This is a genomic window from Bradyrhizobium sp. Pha-3 (assembly GCF_042258615.1).
Classification (GTDB): domain Bacteria; phylum Pseudomonadota; class Alphaproteobacteria; order Rhizobiales; family Xanthobacteraceae; genus Bradyrhizobium.
On sequence record NZ_CP170152.1, the window covers coordinates 1124286 to 1143684 of the forward strand.

The 19399-nt window shown below is 58.3% G+C and carries 17 protein-coding genes; 13 read left to right on the forward strand and 4 right to left on the reverse strand.

Translation table 11 applies throughout. The features are described from left to right. Positions 1 to 15 precede the first annotated feature (15 nt). Positions 16 to 369: a nitrile hydratase gene (locus ACE10Z_RS05230; RefSeq protein WP_375786982.1), complete on the forward strand. Its 354-nt coding sequence runs from the start codon at positions 16 to 18 to the stop codon at positions 367 to 369. A gap of 121 nt (positions 370 to 490) precedes the next feature. Then, the gene (locus tag ACE10Z_RS05235) at positions 491 to 967 is read left to right on the forward strand and encodes a hypothetical protein (RefSeq protein WP_375786983.1); all 477 of its coding nucleotides are present in this window, start codon (positions 491 to 493) and stop codon (positions 965 to 967) included. 334 nt (positions 968 to 1301) lie between these two features. Here the strand turns inward: ACE10Z_RS05235 and ACE10Z_RS05240 are convergent, their stop codons facing one another. After that, a complete protein-coding gene (locus ACE10Z_RS05240; protein ID WP_375786984.1) occupies positions 1302 to 1835 on the reverse strand; it encodes a DUF488 family protein in 534 nt (177 codons plus the stop codon). A gap of 50 nt (positions 1836 to 1885) precedes the next feature. Continuing rightward, positions 1886 to 2101 carry a DUF2945 domain-containing protein gene (locus ACE10Z_RS05245; protein ID WP_375790113.1) on the reverse strand — a complete coding sequence of 72 codons (216 nt, stop codon included), beginning with the start codon at positions 2099 to 2101 and terminating at the stop codon, positions 1886 to 1888. Positions 2102 to 3126: 1025 nt separating this feature from the next. Between ACE10Z_RS05245 and ACE10Z_RS05250 the strand changes: the two genes are divergently transcribed. The 11 genes from ACE10Z_RS05250 to ACE10Z_RS05300 all read left to right on the forward strand — a co-directional run bounded on the left by ACE10Z_RS05250 (position 3127) and on the right by ACE10Z_RS05300 (position 15055). Further along, positions 3127 to 3582, forward strand: coding sequence for a (2Fe-2S)-binding protein (locus ACE10Z_RS05250; RefSeq protein ID WP_375786985.1), 456 nt, complete (start codon positions 3127 to 3129; stop codon positions 3580 to 3582). A gap of 15 nt (positions 3583 to 3597) precedes the next feature. Further along, a complete protein-coding gene (locus ACE10Z_RS05255) occupies positions 3598 to 5769 on the forward strand; it encodes a molybdopterin cofactor-binding domain-containing protein (protein ID WP_375786986.1) in 2172 nt (723 codons plus the stop codon). After that, positions 5769 to 7112 (forward strand): c-type cytochrome, encoded by a 1344-nt coding sequence (locus tag ACE10Z_RS05260; RefSeq protein WP_375790114.1) that lies wholly within the window; start codon positions 5769 to 5771, stop codon positions 7110 to 7112. Before ACE10Z_RS05255 ends, ACE10Z_RS05260 begins: the two co-directional genes overlap by 1 nt. Positions 7113 to 7167: 55 nt before the next feature. After that, complete coding sequence (locus tag ACE10Z_RS05265; RefSeq protein WP_375786987.1) at positions 7168 to 8295, forward strand: catalase family protein; 1128 nt, start codon at positions 7168 to 7170, stop codon at positions 8293 to 8295. 40 nt (positions 8296 to 8335) lie between these two features. Further along, positions 8336 to 9562: a 5-aminolevulinate synthase gene (hemA, locus tag ACE10Z_RS05270; protein WP_375786988.1), complete on the forward strand. Its 1227-nt coding sequence runs from the start codon at positions 8336 to 8338 to the stop codon at positions 9560 to 9562. 1097 nt (positions 9563 to 10659) lie between these two features. Next, positions 10660 to 11355 (forward strand): VOC family protein, encoded by a 696-nt coding sequence (locus tag ACE10Z_RS05275; protein ID WP_375786989.1) that lies wholly within the window; start codon positions 10660 to 10662, stop codon positions 11353 to 11355. 264 nt (positions 11356 to 11619) lie between these two features. Continuing rightward, positions 11620 to 12015: a VOC family protein gene (locus ACE10Z_RS05280; protein WP_375786990.1), complete on the forward strand. Its 396-nt coding sequence runs from the start codon at positions 11620 to 11622 to the stop codon at positions 12013 to 12015. Between the two features lie 470 nt (positions 12016 to 12485). After that, the gene (locus tag ACE10Z_RS05285) at positions 12486 to 12926 is read left to right on the forward strand and encodes a tautomerase family protein (protein ID WP_375786991.1); all 441 of its coding nucleotides are present in this window, start codon (positions 12486 to 12488) and stop codon (positions 12924 to 12926) included. Positions 12927 to 12991: 65 nt separating this feature from the next. Further along, positions 12992 to 13414: an OsmC family protein gene (locus tag ACE10Z_RS05290; RefSeq protein ID WP_375786992.1), complete on the forward strand. Its 423-nt coding sequence runs from the start codon at positions 12992 to 12994 to the stop codon at positions 13412 to 13414. A gap of 144 nt (positions 13415 to 13558) precedes the next feature. After that, a complete protein-coding gene (locus ACE10Z_RS05295; protein ID WP_375786993.1) occupies positions 13559 to 14404 on the forward strand; it encodes an enoyl-CoA hydratase/isomerase family protein in 846 nt (281 codons plus the stop codon). A 33-nt stretch (positions 14405 to 14437) separates the two neighbouring features. Then, positions 14438 to 15055 (forward strand): cytochrome P460 family protein, encoded by a 618-nt coding sequence (locus ACE10Z_RS05300; protein ID WP_375786994.1) that lies wholly within the window; start codon positions 14438 to 14440, stop codon positions 15053 to 15055. Between the two features lie 295 nt (positions 15056 to 15350). On the opposite strand, the gene ACE10Z_RS05305 is transcribed toward ACE10Z_RS05300, so the two are convergent. Together ACE10Z_RS05305 and ACE10Z_RS05310 are read right to left on the reverse strand one after the other, a co-directional pair. After that, the gene (locus ACE10Z_RS05305; protein WP_375786995.1) at positions 15351 to 18236 is read right to left on the reverse strand and encodes a winged helix-turn-helix domain-containing protein; all 2886 of its coding nucleotides are present in this window, start codon (positions 18234 to 18236) and stop codon (positions 15351 to 15353) included. Positions 18237 to 18612: 376 nt separating this feature from the next. Then, entirely contained in the window at positions 18613 to 19032 is a 420-nt protein-coding gene (locus ACE10Z_RS05310) for a transcriptional regulator (RefSeq protein ID WP_375786996.1), read from the reverse strand. Between the last annotated feature and the right edge of the window lie 367 nt (positions 19033 to 19399).

Here is a 19399-nt window from a genome sequence, read left to right on the forward strand (position 1 = left end):
TCAGTGGAGGCAAGCATGACAGACAAGCATGAACTTCTAACGCGACTACCGACTGAACTTGGCGGGCTTCAGGCAGGACCCATCGAGCGCGTTGAACACGAGCTTGAGCCTTGGGAAAAGCGGTGTCACGCTCTCGCGGACGTTCTTGACTTTCATAAGATCATCAACACAGAAGAAAAACGTCGCGGCGTTGAGGGTCTCGGCGCCGAATTGGTCGGAAAGCTTAGCTATTATGAACGCTGGATCGTCGCTTTTGCCAACATACTGTTGCAAAAGGGTCTTCTCACGCCCGACGATGTCGCCCGAAAAATGGAGGAGGTCGCCATTCGGTTTGACATAAGCTTGAGCGCTTGTATGCATTCAGGCTGAGATCGTTTTGTTGAACACTTAGGAATTGACATGAGCGGCAGTAAACTGATTCGCCGCATCGTCGTCGGTACGGTGTCATCGAGGCGAGCTGGACCTTGCTGTTCCTCGCCACGGAGCTCCAATGGTCGCAATTGACGTCGCGCCGAACGCAGCGACGGCGAGACAACGGCGGGTGGCGGCAAATCCGCGCTCGCTTTTGAGGAGCACATCCTATGAAAATAAGACCGCCGGCGAACCATCAACTTTACGTCGAAACAGTATTGGTGCTTGGATTGTGCTCACGGTGTTGTCGTTGCTCCTGGTCGCGACTGGCGTCGTAGCCTATCTCGGTTGGTCCATCGGAGATGCCAACGTGCCAACGTCCGGCTATATAGCGATGGGATTCGGGGTCATGTTCTCCTTACTTGTCGGCATCGGATTGATGACCCTTCTCTTTTACAGCAGTCGCAAAGGATATGACGAACCAGCAGTCTTGATTGAAGAGTCTCGCGTCGATCATGATGATCGATTGGACGTTGGCCAGCAACGCGAGTACGTAACGCGACTAGGGGATACCGTGCCTGATCTCCGCTCATGCCCACCACGATCCTCCGGCTAAGAGATTGGGCAACCATGAGTGGGGTAGCCTGCCGCTCGCGCTGCTCTGTGCATTGTCATGCCAGCGTCTCTGCTCGCCCCCCGACGAGCCGACCGAATAGACGCATGTCAACGTCTGGCTCGGCGTCCTTCGCTGCGGCTCTGCACAGAAATGACCGTTGTCGGAGGGAAGCGGATATGGTCGAAAATTGTGAACAGGCAAGACATCGCACATGGTTGATCGCGGCCACGCGTGACGGGATGGACGGGTAAACTGTGCCTTCTAAGCGTGTCGTGGGAACGGATTATCCGCGGTCAGTTTTCTGCTAGTGCCCGAACAGTTCATGCTGTCCTGCTTATTTGGGCGGATAGACGAGGCGCCCGTCGGCCTGCGGTCGCGCCGCCGCGGTCATCTTAGCCTGCTCTATCCGGTCAGGTCCGAGAATGTGAAACACGCTCTCGCCGGCTGCGAGGAGGTAGTCGGTAATGAGACGTCGGTGACAACGCCACCACAGGAGTTCCGCGCACATGATTACACAGCGGCGTGCGTGCCCCAGCTGGCGTAGCCGCGAAAGGCCATCGCGGAATTGGTTGCTCAATGCGTAATCGGCATAGTTGTGAAAGCTGGCATTGTTCCAGAATGCGTTCAAATCGAGCGGAATCTCGCGCAGGCGGCCGCGCAATCCTCCGAGCGGTGCGATGTGTTCATATCCAATTCCGAACGGTTTGAGTGATTGGGGCAGTGTGTCGTAATTATATTGCGGATTCGTGCGCGAACGCGGCATGATGCGGACGTCGACGACGAGCGTTATCGCGGCGCCCCGTAGAATTTCAACGAAGTCACGAAGTGGCCGCGTTCCGTGACCGACCGTATAAAACGGAGTGCTCATCTCACCCTCGTTAGCGCCGGCCGAGCCTTGATCCGGCAGTTCGTGAACGCTCAGCGCGACAGACGCCGCAACGTCCTTCCTTTGTGCAGCGCGATGTGCTCCGTTTTGTCACTCTTGATCTCATATTGAGGATCTTCGCTACTCGCATGATGCACGAAGCCTTTATAGTTGATGTCTTCGGTGTGCACGCGAACGATCCGACCATGAACCCGGCCGGCTTCCGAGTTCCAGCTCACATGATCCCCAATCATGAATATTCGACCCATAGCGCGTATCCAGAGCTGTTGCTTTGTCATCTAGTGCACGGCTACCGCAAGCCCTTGAGGCGTGCGCAAGTCCGGGAGGATTACCTGGTTAGGTCATGTGCGATCATGAAGCTCGACTTCGACGCTGCCATAGTTTGTAGATTACGCCGCAATGGAGATACTTAGAGCCACCTTGAGCCTACAGGTCCGCCTCGAGCTCAGGCCAGCCTCCCATGAGGCTGTTGGAAATCCGACAGAAAAGCCTATCGGCGTCCGCCATCGACGAGTTCCTTGGGGAGGTCTGCCGCTCGTTACATTAAGGCTCGTTGAATTCGATTGCCTCACTCGCCAAATCGTATGTCAACCCGAAATTGTCTATACGCCAAGAGAGAAGGAGGAGTCTGTTAGACGGTGCTTGCGACCGTTATAACTTGCGAGCTGCTCAGTGTCCGCGAGATGAAGATTGCAAGTGCAAGAGACACGCGGAGGTTGGCTCAGGAGGCCAAACGTTGCAAGCCGCTTGGGTGCAGGCGTCGTTGACCACTCCAAGAGATGTCTCGCTTTAGACGGGCCGATAACCGAAGAAGTCATCGGGCGTCCTCTTGCGAGGCGCGTCACTGCCGGGGTCTTCATCATAGCGTTTCGATACATCGTTTGACCAATGGGAAACGATTGTGCCACCGGCGCTGGCGCCTACCAGAGCTGTTCGCCCTCACGTGAGGAACAGGCTCGCGAGAGTAACGTGCAACACTCAACGGCGCCTAACAGAACCGAGCGAGAAAGCATCGTGCTACAGCGCCAAGCAGGTGGAATACCGATGCTCGCAAAAGCTAACAGCTCCTCACAACACATAACAAGCAATTGTCCAGCATCCAAGCGATCATGTCAGTCAGTTGGACTGAAATTCGCAATAGCCAGCGAATACAGTGAAACGCAAGAACGGTGACTGTTATCGAATAAGTTGGATGCCCGCACAAGCGATCACGCCGCGCCTGCTCACCAATCCACAATCTCGGTGAGAAAGCCTAAATCAGAATCGGTGCTCTATGCTAACGTTGACGATTAATGGCGAACAGAAGTCATTTGAAGCGTCGGCGGACATGCCGCTGCTCTGGGCTCTTCGCGACATTCTCGGCATGACCGGCACGAAGTTTGGCTGCGGCATTGCCCAATGTGGCGCCTGTACAGTGCACATTGACGGCAAGCCGGTGCGTTCCTGCATGCTGGCTGTGGGCGCTCTTCGCGATCGTTCCGTTACGACGATTGAGGGCATCGGTGCCACGCCGGTCGGTGCAAGGGTTCAGAAGGCTTGGCTCGATCTGGAAGTTGTCCAGTGCGGCTATTGCCAATCGGGCCAGATAATGTCTGCCACGGCGCTGCTCACAACTGTGCCCAATCCAGACGATTCTGATATCGATGCGGCGATGGCGGGAAATATCTGCCGTTGCGGCACCTATGTGCGAATTCGCGCGGCGATCAAGCAAGCCGCCTCCGGCCGGTAGTCGTAGGAGGACACCATGACCGGGCAAGCTGTCCTAAGTGATATATCGCGACGCGGCCTACTTACTGGCGGGTTGGCAAGCGGATTTCTTTTTGCCTTTCGTATTCCAGTGCGCGCGTTCAATGAACCCGAGCAGCCGCCGAACGATACGGACGGAAAATTTGCGCCGAACGCCTTCATCCGCATCGATCGTTTGGGAAAGACGACGCTGGTCATGCCCCAGGTCGAGATGGGGCAGGGCACTTACACGTCAATATCGATGATCCTAGCTGAAGAGCTCGATGCCGATTTTGCGCAAGTGGCAGTGGAACATGCGCCGCCAAATGACAAGCTTTACGGCAATCCAGTGTTCGGCATCCAAGTCACCGGCAATTCTAATTCTGTAAGAGCCTTCTGGAAGCCATTGCGCAGCGCGGGGGCGAGCGCGCGCGCCGCGCTAGTGCAAGCCGCGGCACAGAAATGGCAAGTCGATCCCGCGAGTTGCACAACGTCGAGAGGAGAGGTGCTTCATGCTGCCAGCGGACGCACGCTGTCCTATGGTGAACTTGTCGATGCCGCAAACGCACAGACGCCGCCAAAAGACGCCACTCTCAAGGACCCGAAGGATTTTGTCTTGATCGGCAAACCGCTAAAGCGGATCGACACGCCTGACAAGGTCAACGGCAAGGTGGTCTATGGCATCGACGTAATGCTTCCTGGCATGAAGTTCGCGACGCTGAAAGCGTGCCCAATTTTAGGTGGCAAGGTTGTCAAGGTGGACGACAGTGCAGCGAGGAAAGTGCCGGGCGTGCAGAAGGTCGTCGTATTGGACGATCTAGTTGCCGTGGTCGGTGACCACATGTGGGCAGCAAAGAGAGGGCTCGAAGCGCTGACAATCGATTGGGACGGAGGCGCGAACGCGCAGCTCAGCTCAAAGGACATCTGGGAGGATCTACGCGCCGCCAGCGAGAAGGACGGGGTGGTTGCAAGATCCGATGGTGACATCGCCAGTGGCCTAGCAACCGGCGAGAGGTTCGATGCGTCCTACGAACTGCCATTTCTGGCGCACGCGACGATGGAGCCGGTTAACGCCACGGTTCATCTCAGGCCCGACTCCTGCGAGGTCTGGACGGGCACACAGGTTCTCGCGCGCGTGCAATCAGAGGCGGCCAGAGCGGCCGGGCTTCCTGTCGAGAAAGTTATCGCAAACAATCATCTTCTCGGTGGCGGTTTTGGCCGCAAGCTTGAACCTGACATGGTGGTCAAGGCTGTCCGAATTGCCAAACATGTCGATGGCCCGGTGAAGGTGGTGTGGACGCGCGAAGAAGATATCCAGCAAGACATTTACCGACCAGTTTATCACGACAAGATCGCTGCGACCTTGTCTGATGGCAAGATCGTCGCTTGGAAATACCGGATCAGCGGCTCGTCCGTTATTGCGCGATGGTTGCCGCCGGCCTTTCAGAAAGGCATCGATATCGACGCCGTCGATAGTGCTGTCGATATCCCCTACGAGATACCGAACGTCCACGTTGAATATGTCCGTGCGGAACCGCCGGCGGTGCCTACGGGGTTCTGGCGCGGCGTTGGACCAAACAACAACGTGTTTGCAGTCGAGTGCTTTATGGATGAACTGGCCGTGAAGGTCGGTAGGGATCCGATCGAATTCCGCCGCTCGATGCTCGGCAAGCATCCGCGCTTTCTGGCGGCACTCGATTTGGCGGCCGCGAAATCCGGTTGGGGTCAGCCGTTGCCCTCGCGAGTCGGGCGCGGTGTTTGCCTGCAGCCGTCGTTTGCCAGCTTCATCGTAACGGTCGTGGAAGCTGAAGTCGACGAGCTTGGCGAAGTCAATCTACGTCGGATAATCTCGGCGGTTGACGCCGGAATTGCTGTCAATCCGGATATCATCGTAGCGCAACTCGAGGGTGGGCTGATTTTCGGCTTGACGGCGGCGCTCTACGGCAACATCACCATCGACAAGGGACGCATCCAACAGTCAAATTTTAACGACTACCGCATCCTGCGTATCGACCAGACTCCGAAGATAGAGATTCATCTCATAAGGAATGGAGAGGCGCCAGGCGGCATCGGCGAGACCGGCGCGACGGCAGGACCGCCTGCACTCCGCAACGCCATCTATGCTGCGACTGGCGTTGCCTTGCGGCGGCTTCCGATCGAGCGCACGCTGATAGCCGGGGGAAAATCATGATGCTTGCGACACGCCGGATTCTCTTGGGCGCTGCTGCAGGCACCCTGATGGTAGCAGCGGTTGGAGTCTGGATCGTCCGCGGCCCGGGGCCAATGGCGTTTGCAAAAGGGTCAAAAGGCGGTCTTGCGGAAGCGACGACCGGAGCGTTCACCGGAGTTCCTGCTGCGCTCGCCAAAGCGAGCTTGGTGGAGCAGGGTGAATATCTCGCGAAGGCGGCGGATTGCATGGTCTGTCACACCGCCGCGGGCGGCAAGCAATACGCCGGTGGTCTCGGATTCAAACTTCCGTTCGGCACGCTCTATTCGACCAACATTACGCCGGACAAGGACACTGGTATCGGCAATTACAGTGATGAGGAATTCCTGAACGTGCTGCATCGCGGCGTCCGGCGCGACGGCGCGAGGCTCTATCCCGCGATGCCATACACTTCTTACACTTACATCACCGACTCGGACGCGTTGGCGATCAAAGCATATCTGTTCAGCCTTCAGCCTGTGCGCGCGCTGGCTCTCGCCAACACGCTGGCGTTTCCCTTCAACCAGCGCTGGGGCATGATGTTCTGGTCAGCACTGTTCAATCCAAACACGCGGTTCGAAGCCGACACGTCGAAGAGCCCGGAATGGAACAAGGGCGCGTATCTTGCAGAAGCGCTGGCGCATTGCGGTGATTGCCACACGCCGCGCAATCTGGCGTTCGCGCTTGACAACCGCAGGAAATTTGGCGGCGCACTCACGGCGGGATGGCGCGCATTCAACATTAGTTCTGACAACGTCACTGGCATCGGCGCCTGGCGTGACGAAGATCTAATTTCTTATCTGTCGATCGGACACGCGTCCGGTCATGGCACTGCGTCGGGACCGATGGGCGAAGCGGTTGATCGGAGCTTCAGCCAGTTGGTGCCTGAAGATATCCGCGCCTTGGTAACTTATCTCCGCAGCGTACCTGCAAGGGCCTCGCCCGATCTGCCGGCGACTCTGGCACCGCCTGCGTCGGCTTCGCACCGCGATGGCAGCGCGTCGGACCTACGTGGCAAGGTTGTGTTTGAGGGCGCCTGCGTCAGTTGCCATGGCTGGACCGGGGAGAGCTCGATTTCACCTCTTGCGACGCTCGCCGGTGCCTGGGCGGTGAACGATCCAAGCGCGACAAATGTCGTTCAGATCGTGATTTTCGGGACCGTCCGGCATACGCCCGAGGATGCGATCTCGATGCCTGCCTTTGGAAACGCCTATTCCGACGAGGAAATCGCGGCTGTGGCCAACTACGTCACTGCGCGATTTGGAAGCAAGGGATCACAAATTACAGCAAGCGATGTCGCGGCACTGAGAAAGCAGGCGTCGAACTAGATATATCTACGAAACTGCCTCGCCTGCCGTTTCTTTCAGCCACCGAGAGGCCCCGATGAATGCTCCATCGAAGTGTGGGAACCAGCACCTCGGTGTCCCCGTCCGATTTAGCCCGGCTGTGGAACGGCCGGATGTCGACGAGGCCGCAACCACACGGGGTCTGATCGCGGCGATGCGATACATTGGCGAAAAAACATTCGCTGACGGTGGCCGTGCGATCCGTCCTGTTCATGCTAAAGCTCACGGATTTCTCGAGGGATATCTTGAAGTCGAGGCTGGCCTTCCAAGTGAGCTCGCTCAGGGATTGTTTGCGAAGCCAAGGCGCTACCCGCTGGTGATGCGGTTCTCCACGATTCCCGGTGACATCCTCGACGACAGCGTCACCACGCCGCGCGGACTGGCGATAAAAGTGATTGGTGTAGAGGGCGAACGGCTCGGGGGGTCCGAAGGGAACGTTACGCAAAATTTCGTCCTGATCAATAGTCCAGCCTTCGGAGCACCCAATCCGAAGAAATTTCTTTCGATCGTAAGGCTGCTAGCAAAAACCACCGACAGGGTTGAATGGCTTAAGAAAGCTCTGTCCGTCGTGATGCGCCAGGTGCAGCGTGTCATGGTGGCAATTACCGGCCGGCCAAGCGCAACCGTAGGCACCCTCGGTGGACACCCGGCAACTCACATCTTGGGCGAGACTTTCTACAGCCAGGCCGCGCTGCGGTTTGGCGATTTCGTTGCGAAGATAGCGGTGGCGCCCGCTTCCGCAGAACTGGTAGCCCTCACGCAAGCGCCTTTGAACGTAAGCGGTGTCCCAAACGGACTCCGCGAGGCGGTCGTTTCGTTTTTCAGGACCAATGGCGGCATTTGGGAAGTTCGAGCGCAGTTGTGCACTGACCTCGCGCTGATGCCGGTTGAGAACGCTACGATTGCGTGGCCAGAGGAGATGAGCCCTTATCGGAGGGTCGCCCGTATCACGGTCAAGCCGCAATCGACGTGGAGTGACGCGCGGTCGTCGGCTGTTGATGACGGCATGTCATTCTCGCCCTGGCACGGATTGGCAGCGCATCGCCCACTCGGTGGAATAATGCGGGTTCGAAGGCAAGTTTATGAGATGGCTAAATCGTTTCGAGCCGACAAGAACAACCGGATCATCGAAGAACCACGCGAAATGTTGACGTTCGAGGATTGAAGACCCTCTCGAACTTAACCCAGCGTTGCGGAACCAGTATATGACCTATGATCGGTTCTTTTCGGCCGCACTTGCCCTTCTGCACGAGGAACGGCGCTACCGTGTGTTTGCCGATCTTGAGCGGACTGCCGGGCGCTTCCCACACGCTACGTGGCATTCCCCAGACGGGCCGCGTTCAGTTGTGCTCTGGTGCTCGAACGACTACCTCGGAATGGGCCAGCATCCAAAGGTGATAAAGGCCATGGTCGACACCGCTGTTCGCGTCGGCGCCGGTGCCGGCGGCACCCGCAACATCGCCGGCACCAATCATCCGCTGACGCAGCTTGAGGCGGAACTCGCCGATCTGCACGGCAAGGAGGCCGCGCTTCTGTTTACCTCGGGCTACGTCTCAAACCAGACCAGCATTGCAACCATCGCCAAGTTGATCCCGAACTGCTTGATTCTGTCGGATGCGCTGAACCACAATTCGATGATCGAAGGCGTGCGCCGGGCGGGCGGCGAGCGGAAAATCTTCCGCCATAACGACATGGCGCATCTTGAAGAGTTGCTGATTGCGGCCGGCGAACGGCCCAAGCTAATCGCGTGCGAGAGCCTCTATTCAATGGATGGTGACGTCGCGCCGCTCGCGAAGATCTGCGACCTTGCCGACAAGTACGGCGCTATGACCTATGTCGATGAAGTCCACGCGGTGGGCATGTACGGTCCGCGCGGCGGCGGCATTGCCGAACGTGACGGCGTCATGCACCGGATCGACGTGCTCGAGGGCACCCTGGCGAAGGCGTTCGGCTGCCTCGGCGGCTACATCGCGGCGAGCGCCGCTGTCGTCGACGCAGTGCGATCCTACGCGCCGGGATTCATCTTCACCACAGCGCTTCCGCCGGCAGTTTGCGCCTCCGCGTCTGCGGCGATCCGGCACCTCAAGTCGTCGCATTGGGAGCGAGACCACCATCAGAATCGCGCTGCACGTGTGAAGGCCGTGCTCAATACCGCCGGCGTGCCGGTGATACCTAACGATACGCACATTGTGCCGGTGATGGTGGGGAGTCCGGAGAAATGCAAGGAGGCGAGCGATCTTCTGCTCGTCGAGCACGGCATCTACATTCAGCCGATCAACTATCCGACCGTCCCTCGTGGCACCGAGCGGCTGCGCATTACGCCGACGCCTTGTCACAGTGACGCGCTGGTCGACGCGCTTGCTGAAGCGCTGGTCGACGTGTGGAGGCAGCTCGGATTGCCGCTACGATACCGGACGCTCGCGGCAGGGTAGGTGGAGAGCCTCATTCTCGTCAAGAAACCGCACTGCGAAGGCGTCGACGGTGACGGAGTCTGGCAGGCCAATGGTCTCAAGCGAAACATCTCACGTACCAGAGCTCCCTGGATTGCTCGGAAGCACAAGCCGCGATCGCGATAGTGCAAAGGCCATAAGATCCGCTTTCAGACGCTCTCCGCTTCTGGCGAGTTCGATGCGACCTCTCTTGTCCACCCGTTGTCGTCGCGAATTTGGGCGACGCTTCGTACAATCGTACAATCTCTACGAGAACAAGCCTGGTGCTGCAGCGGTTGCCGTCCAAAGTCGGCTATCAGCCCTCGGGCTTGCCCGGGTTGGTCATCTCCACGATGTTCCAAGAACCGCCGGGGGGCCAAATTGCGCCAACACGAGAAGAACGATTGCAATGAAGACGGCGAGAGCGAGCATCTTGCGCATGAGTATATCCGGTTTTGGACGAGAGCTTGCAGACTACAATCGGCCATTCGCTGGCCTGGCGAGACCAGATCATGCGCTACCAATGACGTCGACGATCGCGCTCCCTGGGGCAGATTGTGGTCGGTTCGCCTCTGGCGGCTGGCCTGTGCGCCGTGAGCAATGGAATTCGATCGTGCCGATAATGACAAAGTGAAAATCTCATAGCTGTCCACCGTGCTACTCCCGCGCAAGTCGTTCAGAGCTCGCTTGCTGCAATACTCTGGCTCGAGCCCGAGCTGTTGGCACGTTAGGCGTTGGTAGAACTAGCGAGCGAGGAATGAGGCGAAGTTGGCCCCGTTGAGAGCCGTGCGGCGCTTATCAATGTTGCGCGTGTTCTCCGAGCTTCGCGAACGCTTCACCAAGCATTTCTTGCAGGAGCTTGACACGGGAGGTCTCGGTGTTTCGTGAGGACTAAGATAGGTGGTTGTCTGCTGGACGCCTCAGCGCGAACTTCCACGACGTATTCGTCGCGCGCGAAGTTCTTGCGCTTGCAACACCTAACGATCTCTAACAACGCATAACGAGCAAGATCCTGGCTATCCCACCAATATTGAGCGCACGATGGTCTCGCAAGTTTTGACTTTGTTCGCGCGATACAACCGGTCCAGGGGACAGAGGTGATGACGAAAGTTAAAGAGAGAACGGGGACAATCCCAATCGAGACGAGGGCGTCGCCGGTGATCGACATGAAGCTTGAGGTCGTCGTCATTCCTGTATCAGACGTCGATCGCGCAAAAGCGTTCTACACTGGCCTTGGATGGAGGTTGGACGCTGACTTCGCGTCCGGCGACAACTGGCGCGTTGTCCAATTTACCCCGCCGGGGTCGCCGTCGTCGGTGATCTTCGGAAAGAACATCACGGCGGCGGAACCCGGTTCGGTTCAGGGATTGTACCTGATCGTGTCCGACATCGAGGCCGCGCGCAAGGACCTGCTCAGCCGCGGCGTTAACGTGAGCGAGGTGTTCCACCCGTCCGCCGATGCTCACACTGGCGCCGACGAACCCTATTTATCCGGGCGGCTCAGACTGCAGGGCCTGGATCCTGGGCGGAACAGCTACCGCTCATATGCGTCGTACCGTGATCTCGACGGCAATGGGTGGCTTCTGCAAGAGGTCAAGAAGCGATTACCCGGACGCGTCAGCACCGCCGGCGCCACCTTCATGTCATCTTCCGAGTTCGCAGCCGCGCTTCGGCGGGCGGCGGATGCGCATGGTGAGTACGAGAAGAGAACCGGTGGTCAGCACGATGCAAACTGGCCGAACTGGTACGCCGAGTATCTGGTCCGCGAGCAGGCTGGGAAGCCGCTTCCTTTGTGAGTAGCGGCGTTCGGCCAGGTCAGGACCGTTCTGTGAAGCTCCGCGATGAGTCCGATATACACAGAGCTCTGTTGGAGACGTCGCGCGAGCGCGTTGATAGTGGCGGTGATTACACGGGGCATTTCGGGTAGAACGTGGCGTGCGCTCAGCAGGTATTAATCTAGTGACTAAGCTGCAGCGGCACTATTTCAATGTCGATGCACGCGGAGAACGAAGGCGGTCATGGCTATACAATCGGATCATGGCGCGGAACCCAGGTTCGTAGTGACGAACACCCTCATCGTTCGAGATGTAAAGCGCTCAGTCTCGTTCTACCATGACGTCCTCGGCGCTGTCGTGCTGAGCGAAGGCGAGCCAACGTTACTGAGGCTGGGCAATATTTGGCTTACAATCAACGTTGGCGGCGGTCCGACCGACGACAAGCCCAAGATCGTCGCTACGCCACCGCATGATCAAAACGTGCTAGGTTTGTTTCTGAATCTTCGCGTGATCGACATTAAGCGCTGCTATGAACTTTGGACTTCGCGAGGCGCGAAATTCCTCACCGAGCCCAAAGTCCATGTCACGGAACTGCGGTGCTACATGCATGACCCGGATGGATATCTGATTGAAGTCGGCCAAACGACCGTCACGGCGAACCCATTGGATTTATACACGTAGCGCGCTTCATCAAGTCTAGAGGCTGCAATAGGCGCTTGGTTCAAAAAGTGATGAGAGGATGACCATCGATTATTTTGCGGGCATGGACCTGTCTTAGGAACTATCGTGCGCGTGCACGGTGGATGCACAAGGGAAGTAAAGCGGGTCGGATGGGAGGCAGGACCGTCGTCGCAATGACAGCGTGCGAGGTCGAAGAAAGAGGGTTCGAAGCGATTCTACTGCTAGCGCGGAACGTGAAGGCAGCACCATCCGCGACAACGGTGAAGACGGATCGTAAGGCGATCGCGATATCGCGGACAACCACGTGTTGGCCGCGACTCGCAACAGCTAACGGGTCCTAACAACCCATAACGAGCAATCTGCTTGCGACCGCGCAATACTTCTATGCGTCAACGCGTTGGTCGACGAATTGCTCCGACGACAATGGGCGCACTCAGCCGATCAGACAAGTAACTAGCAGGAGATATCATATGCCACTGCTTCGCTTTGATGTCGTCGAAGGCCGAAGTACCGATCAGATCAAGGCGCTGCTGAACGCAGCTCATAGTGCGCTGGTAGCTGCGTTCCAGATTCCTGAGCGTGATCGATACCAGATTATCCACGAGCATCCGTCGTCTCATCTTCTCGTCGAAGACACCGGGTTAGGGATCGAGCGCACGCGGAATCGCGTCGTCCTGCAAGTTACTACTCGCCCGCGTGCGAGAAGGTCCAAGGAGGCGTTCTACGTCCTGCTTTGCGAGAGCTTGAAGAAGGAGTGCGGCATCGAGCCGTCGGACATCGTTGTGTCGATGGTGACCAATTCCGACGAAGATTGGTCGTTCGGCAACGGCCGCGCCCAGTTTCTGACGGATGAGCTCGAGGCGACGTCGTCCGATGGCTTCAAGGAGCGGTTGGTTCCGATCACCGGATAGGCGTGCACCTATGCTCAAACTCTGGGCGAGCAGGATTAATTAGCACCCACAAACGGAGGCAGGATATGATCCGCAAGGCAAAAGCAGTGTGGCAGGGCACCGGCCGCGCCGGCAGCGGTCGTCTTTCGACCGATTCCGGTGTGCTCGCGGAAACGTCGTACTCGTTTCGAACTCGTTTCGAAAACGAGAGGGGAACCAACCCCGAAGAACTGATTGCAGCAGCGCATGCTGGCTGCTTCACGATGGCGTTGGCTTTCCAGCTCCAGGCCGCTGGGCTTACGCCAACAGAACTTGTCACCGAGGCCGCGGTCACGCTCGAACAGGAGGGGCAAGGATTTCGGATCACCCGCTCGGCGCTCACCTTGCGCGCGAGGGTGTCGAACGTGGAGGAAGCAACTTTTGTACGGTTGGCTGGCGAGGCAGAGAAGAATTGCCCGGTCTCAAGGGCTCTCAAAGCTGAAATCACCTTGGACGCCAAGCTGATCTGAGCCCGCATGGGAAGCAGCGTTCCGGTCGCAACGATCTCTCGTCAAAGTGTGACGCCGATCGCTGATTTATCCCCTCATGGGGCGCTCAACGCATGTGTCAACCTCTTCCAGGAGTACAATGACGCTAGGTTAGGGAACCATACCATGAATCGCTCTGAAACAACGCATACGGGGAAGATCCGGCTCGAGCGTCGCTTAGCTTCGTATTGGCGTGTGACGTTCGATGTCCCTCCGCTGAACATCTTCGGACCGAAGCAGATCCCGCAGCTTGACGAAATCATCACCGCAATCGAGTCGGATCAGCATGTGAGGGTCGTCGTCTTTGACAGTGCGGTCGACGGCTTCTTTCTCACACATTACGACTTCCTCTCTCCGCTCGACGAGTCTACGCGCATCCCGCCTGGAAAGACCGGTCTACAGGCGTTGCCGGACATGCTGGCGCGTCTTAGCCGCGCTCCTGTCGTCTCGATCGCGTCCATCCGAGGCCGGGCGACGGGGGTTGGAAGCGAGTTGGCGCTCGCGAGCGACATGCGATTTGCGAGCCGCGAGAAGGCAATCCTATCACAATGGGAGGTCGGCGCGGGACTGGTGCCGGGCGGCGGTCCAATGGCACGACTGCCGCGTCTGATCGGACGCGGCAGAGCACTGGAAGTCCTACTGTCCGCAGACGACATCAATGGCAAACTTGCTGAACTATACGGCTACGTGAATCGCGCCCTTCCCGACGACGAGCTCGACGGTTTCGTGGATGCGCTGGCGATGCGGATCGGCTCCTTTGATAAGCAAGCCATTGCCGAAACCAAGCGCCTGGTCGACGTCGCGAGTCTGCCATCTGATGCAGACATCCGGCCCGAATGGGAGGCATTCCTTGCGGCGTTGGACCGACCAGCCAGTCAGAAGCGAATCAAGTCTCTAATGGACCGCGGGTTTCATCGGCCCGGCGACGTCGAGAACCGTCTCGGCTTTTATGTTGGCCAGATCGGCGATTGAAAAGAAGGCGAGTGCGCGCGAGAGGCATCAGCGATGAGGGTTGTTACAGTAGTTGTTTACTCGACAGCGCTCGCGGCGATGGTCAGCATTTTCGCAAACGGACCGGTTCGCTCGATCGCCGCCCTTAGCGAATTGAGGGGCGATGCCCTTGCCGACACGAACGGGAACCTACGCGTGCCGAACGATTATCGAACCGCATACGAGTTTTTCGGAACCTGGGCGGCGGCCGCCGACCAGGGCCAAGGCTCGCAAGAACTGCACTTCGTCTACGCTTCCCCCGGAGCCACCGCCCGCTACCGCAAAGATGGGCATTTTCCTGACGGCACGGTCCTCGTCAAAGAGGTGTACCGGGCGGTCACCGAGCCTATGACCACCGGCACAATCAGTCACGCCGATGGCTTGAGAGGCTGGTTCGTGATGATGAAAGACAGTGCTGGTCGCTACTCCGCCAATACGCCGATCTGGGGCGACGGTTGGGGGTGGTCGTGGTTCGACGCCGGCAATCCGTCAACCCCCTCGCTGAACCTCCCTTTGCCGGGAGGAGGCGTCGCGGCCACAAACGACTACAGGGAGAACTGCAAATCTTGTCATCAGCCCGCGCAAGCGACTGACTGGATCTATGTTGATGGGTACCCGGCGCTAAAGCGCTAGCGATTTGGCGCGGCAAAGCGCCCGGGGACGATGTACGGTGAGGACCGTCGAGTCGCCAATAGGGTCGTCCCCCTTAGCGACTATTTCACACCGTGCCCCGACAAGCCGTCTGCGGGATTCGAAACCACAGATCTAAAGCTGGCGCGCGCACTCGTTGAGGATTTGTGATAGCTATTTTAGCCGTTCGTCCTTGTGGCCGATCAAAACCCGGTGTTAGGACGGTCGAACCTTAAAAAGCGCCACGCCGCACTGCCTAGTCTAGTCGCTGTTAGAAGAGATGTCTCAAATCGCGGACTCAAAGCGGCGGGACTTCGAGGGCTCGGAGCAGCTCGCGAGCGGCACGAAGATCGGTTGCAGCGAAGCCCTCGACGAAACGGCCATACACCGGAGCCAAAATTTGTCGAGCATCCTCGGGCCGATGTTGGCGCACTCGGAGGCGGGCGAGACTCAGGGCAGCCCTCAATTCGAGGAGCAACGCTCCCTGTTGCCGGGCGGCATCCATGGCGGCGTGGAAGCAGTCGTCGATCGCGCTGCCGCGGTTTCCGTCCGACTCCGCAAGGAGGAATTCTCCCTTGAGGCGGAGTAGCTCGGCGAGGTAGTAGCGTTCACCGCCTCGATCGGCTTTATCGAGCGCTCGATCGATAGTGGCGATGGCTTCTGGAAACTGTCGGAGGCCAGCCAAACCCTCCGCGAGAACGCCCAGGAACTCCGGGTACCAATTCGTCCATCCGGACTTCTCGCAAGCGTCGAGTTCAGATCGCAGAATGGCTGATCCGGCGGCGAAATCGCCTCGCGCGATCAGCAGCTTGCCTTCGAGGCACCGCGCCGCGCTGTTCCAAAACGGTGCGTTGAAATTGTTCGCGATATTGACCAGCCTAACGAGGCTTTGTTCGGCCGCAGCGAGATCGCCGGTCATAAGTGCAACTGGGCAGACTGCAATCCGAAAGGCCTGACAGATGGCGAGTTCGTACTCGGTGGCGATCGCCTCTTCGAGGCTTTTCTGGGCTTGCTTTGCCGCCTGATCCAAAAATCCTTGCAGCAGAAGCGAACGTGACAGCATGGCGAGAGCGAATACGAGTTGATCCATTTGGGTATAGAAGCTGTTTCGCCGCGCTGCCGGCACGACACATCGTTCGATGACCCGTTCGAAGTAGTACTGGGCTCTGCGCTGGTCACCTTCGTGATGCAACGTGTTGCCGATGATCCGATCGGCGATGGCAAGTGCGAACGGTTCTCCGATGGATGAGGCGATACCTGGCAGGCGTTCAGCAAAGGGGAACGCCGCACGAATGTCGCCCGTGTAGAAATTCAGCATCCAAAGGCTCCAGTTTGCCCAGAGCCGGGCGTCCATGTCATTCAGATTTTCGGCAATGTCGAGCGCTGCCAGAAGCGCTGTCCGCGTATTGTCGACCGGCCGCACCGTAAAGACAGCCGCGCTTCCAAACCCCATGTACAACAGCAGTCGGAGCTGCTCGCTCAGCCCCAAATCGGGATCGAGGCTATCCAGCGCGCGCTCGATGCGCTCGCGAGACTCGACGAGCATTGCGGAATGGATCCATGCCGGGACGTAAGCGGCGGTGAGAGCAATGCCAGTCGCCGTGTCGCCAGAGCGGGAAAACGACCAGTCGAGTGCAGCGCGAACATTGTCGATCTCGCGAAGGCAAAGGGTCAAGCCCTTCGACGAGGGATCGGAGCGGGAGGCCGGAGCCGTCGCGACGACGAGGTCGCGAAAGAACTCCGCATGGGCACGAGCCGCGCGCGCAGCCTCGTCGCCGGTGCCAAGCTTCTCCAACGCATAGGCTCGAATCGTTTCCAGCAAACGCCAGCGACCGGAAGGTGCCGAACTGTCCAGCGTCACCAGGGACTTCTCGACGAGATTCGCGATTCCCTCCATCGCAGCCGGTGCGGAGTTCTCATCATCGTTCATGACCGCTGTCGCCGCATCCAGTGTGAAGCCGGCGGGGAAAATCGCCACTCGTCGCAATAAGCGTCGCTCCGTCTCAGTCAGCAGTTCATAACTCCAATCCAAGGTCGCGCGCAGCGTCTGATGACGCGGCAGAGCTGTGCGCCGGCCACCTGTGAGTAGCGCGAAGCGATCGTCGAGACGTCCCGCGACCTCCTGAACGCCAAGCGTCGCGGCTCGCGCGGCAGCAAATTCGATAGCAAGTGGAATACCGTCTAGTCGCCGAACGACTGCTGCGATCGTCGGAAGGTCCTCGCCGTGCGCCAGGAAGTCAGCCCGTAGCGACCCTGTCCTTGCAATGAATAGTTGCACGGCGCTGCGCTCGAGCAGATCGCTCGATGATTCTTGGTGGTGCGATGGCACTTCCAGCGGGGCTACCTGGTAAATGAACTCACCCTCTATCCGAAGCACCTCTCGGCTGGTCGCGAGCACTGTCGTGTGAGGACATAAGCGCAGAAGAGTTTCAGCTAAACCGGCCGCGGCCCCGATGACGTGTTCGCAATTGTCCAGAACTAGCAGCATCTTCCTGCTGCCGATGGCCCGAGCGACGGAAGTGGGTGAGATCTCGTCGCCACCTAATCGCAGGCCGAGTACGCTGGCGACCGTGGATGGCACCAGTTGCGGATCCGACAACGGAACCAGCTCGACGAAGAAGACGTCGCTTTCGATTGTCGGAAAGAGCCTTCGAGCTACCTCAGATGCCAACACAGTCTTTCCGATCCCGCCGGGGCCGACAAGTGTTACCGCTCGGTAAGCAGATACGAGGTCTTGCAAGCGCTGCACCGCGGTCTCTCGGCCGAGGAGTGCGCTTGCTGCCACCGGAACATTCGTCAAAAATGAATCCGGCGCTGCCATGGCGCGCTGAGATGGCTCAATCTGCGCCGGCGTGCGATTCTGCCGAATGGTCCAGTTGCCGACAAGGCGATAGCCACGACCGGGAACAGTTTGCAGCATCCTCCGGTCTGCCCCCAATGCCTTGCGGATGGCCGAGATATGGACACGAATTGTGGCGTCTTCGACGATGCTGGCGCCCGGCCACGCGCACTTCATGAGGTCGTTCTTGGTCACGATTTCGCCATCCGATCTCACCAGCGTCTCGATGATCTCAAAGGCGCGGCTGCCGATCGGGATGGCTACGCCATCGGCACGCAACTCACGCGTTGCGAGATCAACCGCCCATTCGCAGGACTCAACGACGTTCCGTTCGCACTGGCCCACGTGAGCGTCCCGTCTCCAAAGCCTCTTCAATTTTGGCAGGCAAAACCGCGAATATCAACGAAAGCTACGCCAGGAAGTTTGGCGAAGCCAGTTCCTCTCACCCTTCGTGGTCCCGGCGGGGAAGTGAGAGTTAATGGGGGTCAGTCATTCGGCGTGAAATTCTCATAATGAATTGATACTACTTGAAAATATCGCGTTTGCTTTGAAGACGATCGTTCCCCGAATGCGGGCGGGCATTAAATGAACCGGACCCGGGGCGTGCATCAAACATGGGCAGTGGCGAGCCTCTTGATGCACCGATCGCTCCGGTCACTTGCCCGGGACGGAAAGCGCAGAACCTTGCGCGCTCGCCTAGGCTGCTGCTTTGCTCAAACGGCTACGCGGTACGACGTACCTTGGCCACGAAGCAGTACCCTCGTCCGGGGATGTTCACGACGTAGCGCTCACCTCCTTGACCGTCGCCCAAAGCACGCCTTAGCATGGTCATGTGGAAGCGTAGGCTGCTTTCCTCGACCTTTACGTTGGGCCACGCCTTCGCAATGAGATCGCATTTGCTGACGACCTCACCGGGGCGGCTGATCAAGAGGCAGAGCAGGTCAAATGCACGACTGCCAATCGGGACGGGCGACTCGTCACGTTCCAAGAGGCGGGCACTCGGGAAGATGCGGAATGGTCCAAAGCAAAAGGCGTTCAAGACGGACCTGTCTCGATCTTGTCTGTTTCGGTCTTGTCCAAACATGTTACCGTAACCGCCAAACCTCTCCGTCGATAGTTCTTGTTGGCTCCGACCGTTCATAGCGATCCTCCAATATCTGTGCTTTTCGAAGAACCTCGGCACGTAACCAGTTACTGGCACGTCAAATCCGCCGAGATCACTACCAGCCCGGATTCGGCGTCAGATTTCAAACACTTCAATCGATAGATTTCGCCACAAGTGCTTAGGGTGTAACCGCAACTATTCTCTGGATATCGAGGTCGCGGTGACAACGAGCACCGAACTTCCTTTGCTTATTGTCGAATATGAACGGCGTTCTGCCTTGTGCCAATCTGGCATGGGTCTTTCTGTCACATACTTTGGTGTGGCACCGTACCATCGCCGGAAATACCTTCGTTTAGTAACCATGCAGGCTCCGCCGTGCTAGAATTTTAAGTCTGCTGATGGG

Coding starts and splice junctions, on each gene's coding strand:
- ACE10Z_RS05255 (WP_375786986.1), top strand. CDS start 3,598: ATGACCGGGCAAGCTGTCCTAAGTGATATATCGCGACGCGGCCTACTT.
- ACE10Z_RS05230 (WP_375786982.1), top strand. CDS start 16: ATGACAGACAAGCATGAACTTCTAACGCGACTACCGACTGAACTTGGC.
- ACE10Z_RS05245 (WP_375790113.1), bottom strand. CDS start 2,101: ATGGGTCGAATATTCATGATTGGGGATCATGTGAGCTGGAACTCGGAA.
- ACE10Z_RS05240 (WP_375786984.1), bottom strand. CDS start 1,835: ATGAGCACTCCGTTTTATACGGTCGGTCACGGAACGCGGCCACTTCGT.
- ACE10Z_RS05250 (WP_375786985.1), top strand. CDS start 3,127: ATGCTAACGTTGACGATTAATGGCGAACAGAAGTCATTTGAAGCGTCG.
- ACE10Z_RS05235 (WP_375786983.1), top strand. CDS start 491: ATGGTCGCAATTGACGTCGCGCCGAACGCAGCGACGGCGAGACAACGG.
- ACE10Z_RS05260 (WP_375790114.1), top strand. CDS start 5,769: ATGCTTGCGACACGCCGGATTCTCTTGGGCGCTGCTGCAGGCACCCTG.
- ACE10Z_RS05265 (WP_375786987.1), top strand. CDS start 7,168: ATGAATGCTCCATCGAAGTGTGGGAACCAGCACCTCGGTGTCCCCGTC.
- ACE10Z_RS05285 (WP_375786991.1), top strand. CDS start 12,486: ATGCCACTGCTTCGCTTTGATGTCGTCGAAGGCCGAAGTACCGATCAG.
- ACE10Z_RS05300 (WP_375786994.1), top strand. CDS start 14,438: ATGAGGGTTGTTACAGTAGTTGTTTACTCGACAGCGCTCGCGGCGATG.
- ACE10Z_RS05275 (WP_375786989.1), top strand. CDS start 10,660: ATGACGAAAGTTAAAGAGAGAACGGGGACAATCCCAATCGAGACGAGG.
- ACE10Z_RS05290 (WP_375786992.1), top strand. CDS start 12,992: ATGATCCGCAAGGCAAAAGCAGTGTGGCAGGGCACCGGCCGCGCCGGC.
- hemA (WP_375786988.1), top strand. CDS start 8,336: ATGACCTATGATCGGTTCTTTTCGGCCGCACTTGCCCTTCTGCACGAG.
- ACE10Z_RS05310 (WP_375786996.1), bottom strand. CDS start 19,032: ATGAACGGTCGGAGCCAACAAGAACTATCGACGGAGAGGTTTGGCGGT.
- ACE10Z_RS05295 (WP_375786993.1), top strand. CDS start 13,559: ATGAATCGCTCTGAAACAACGCATACGGGGAAGATCCGGCTCGAGCGT.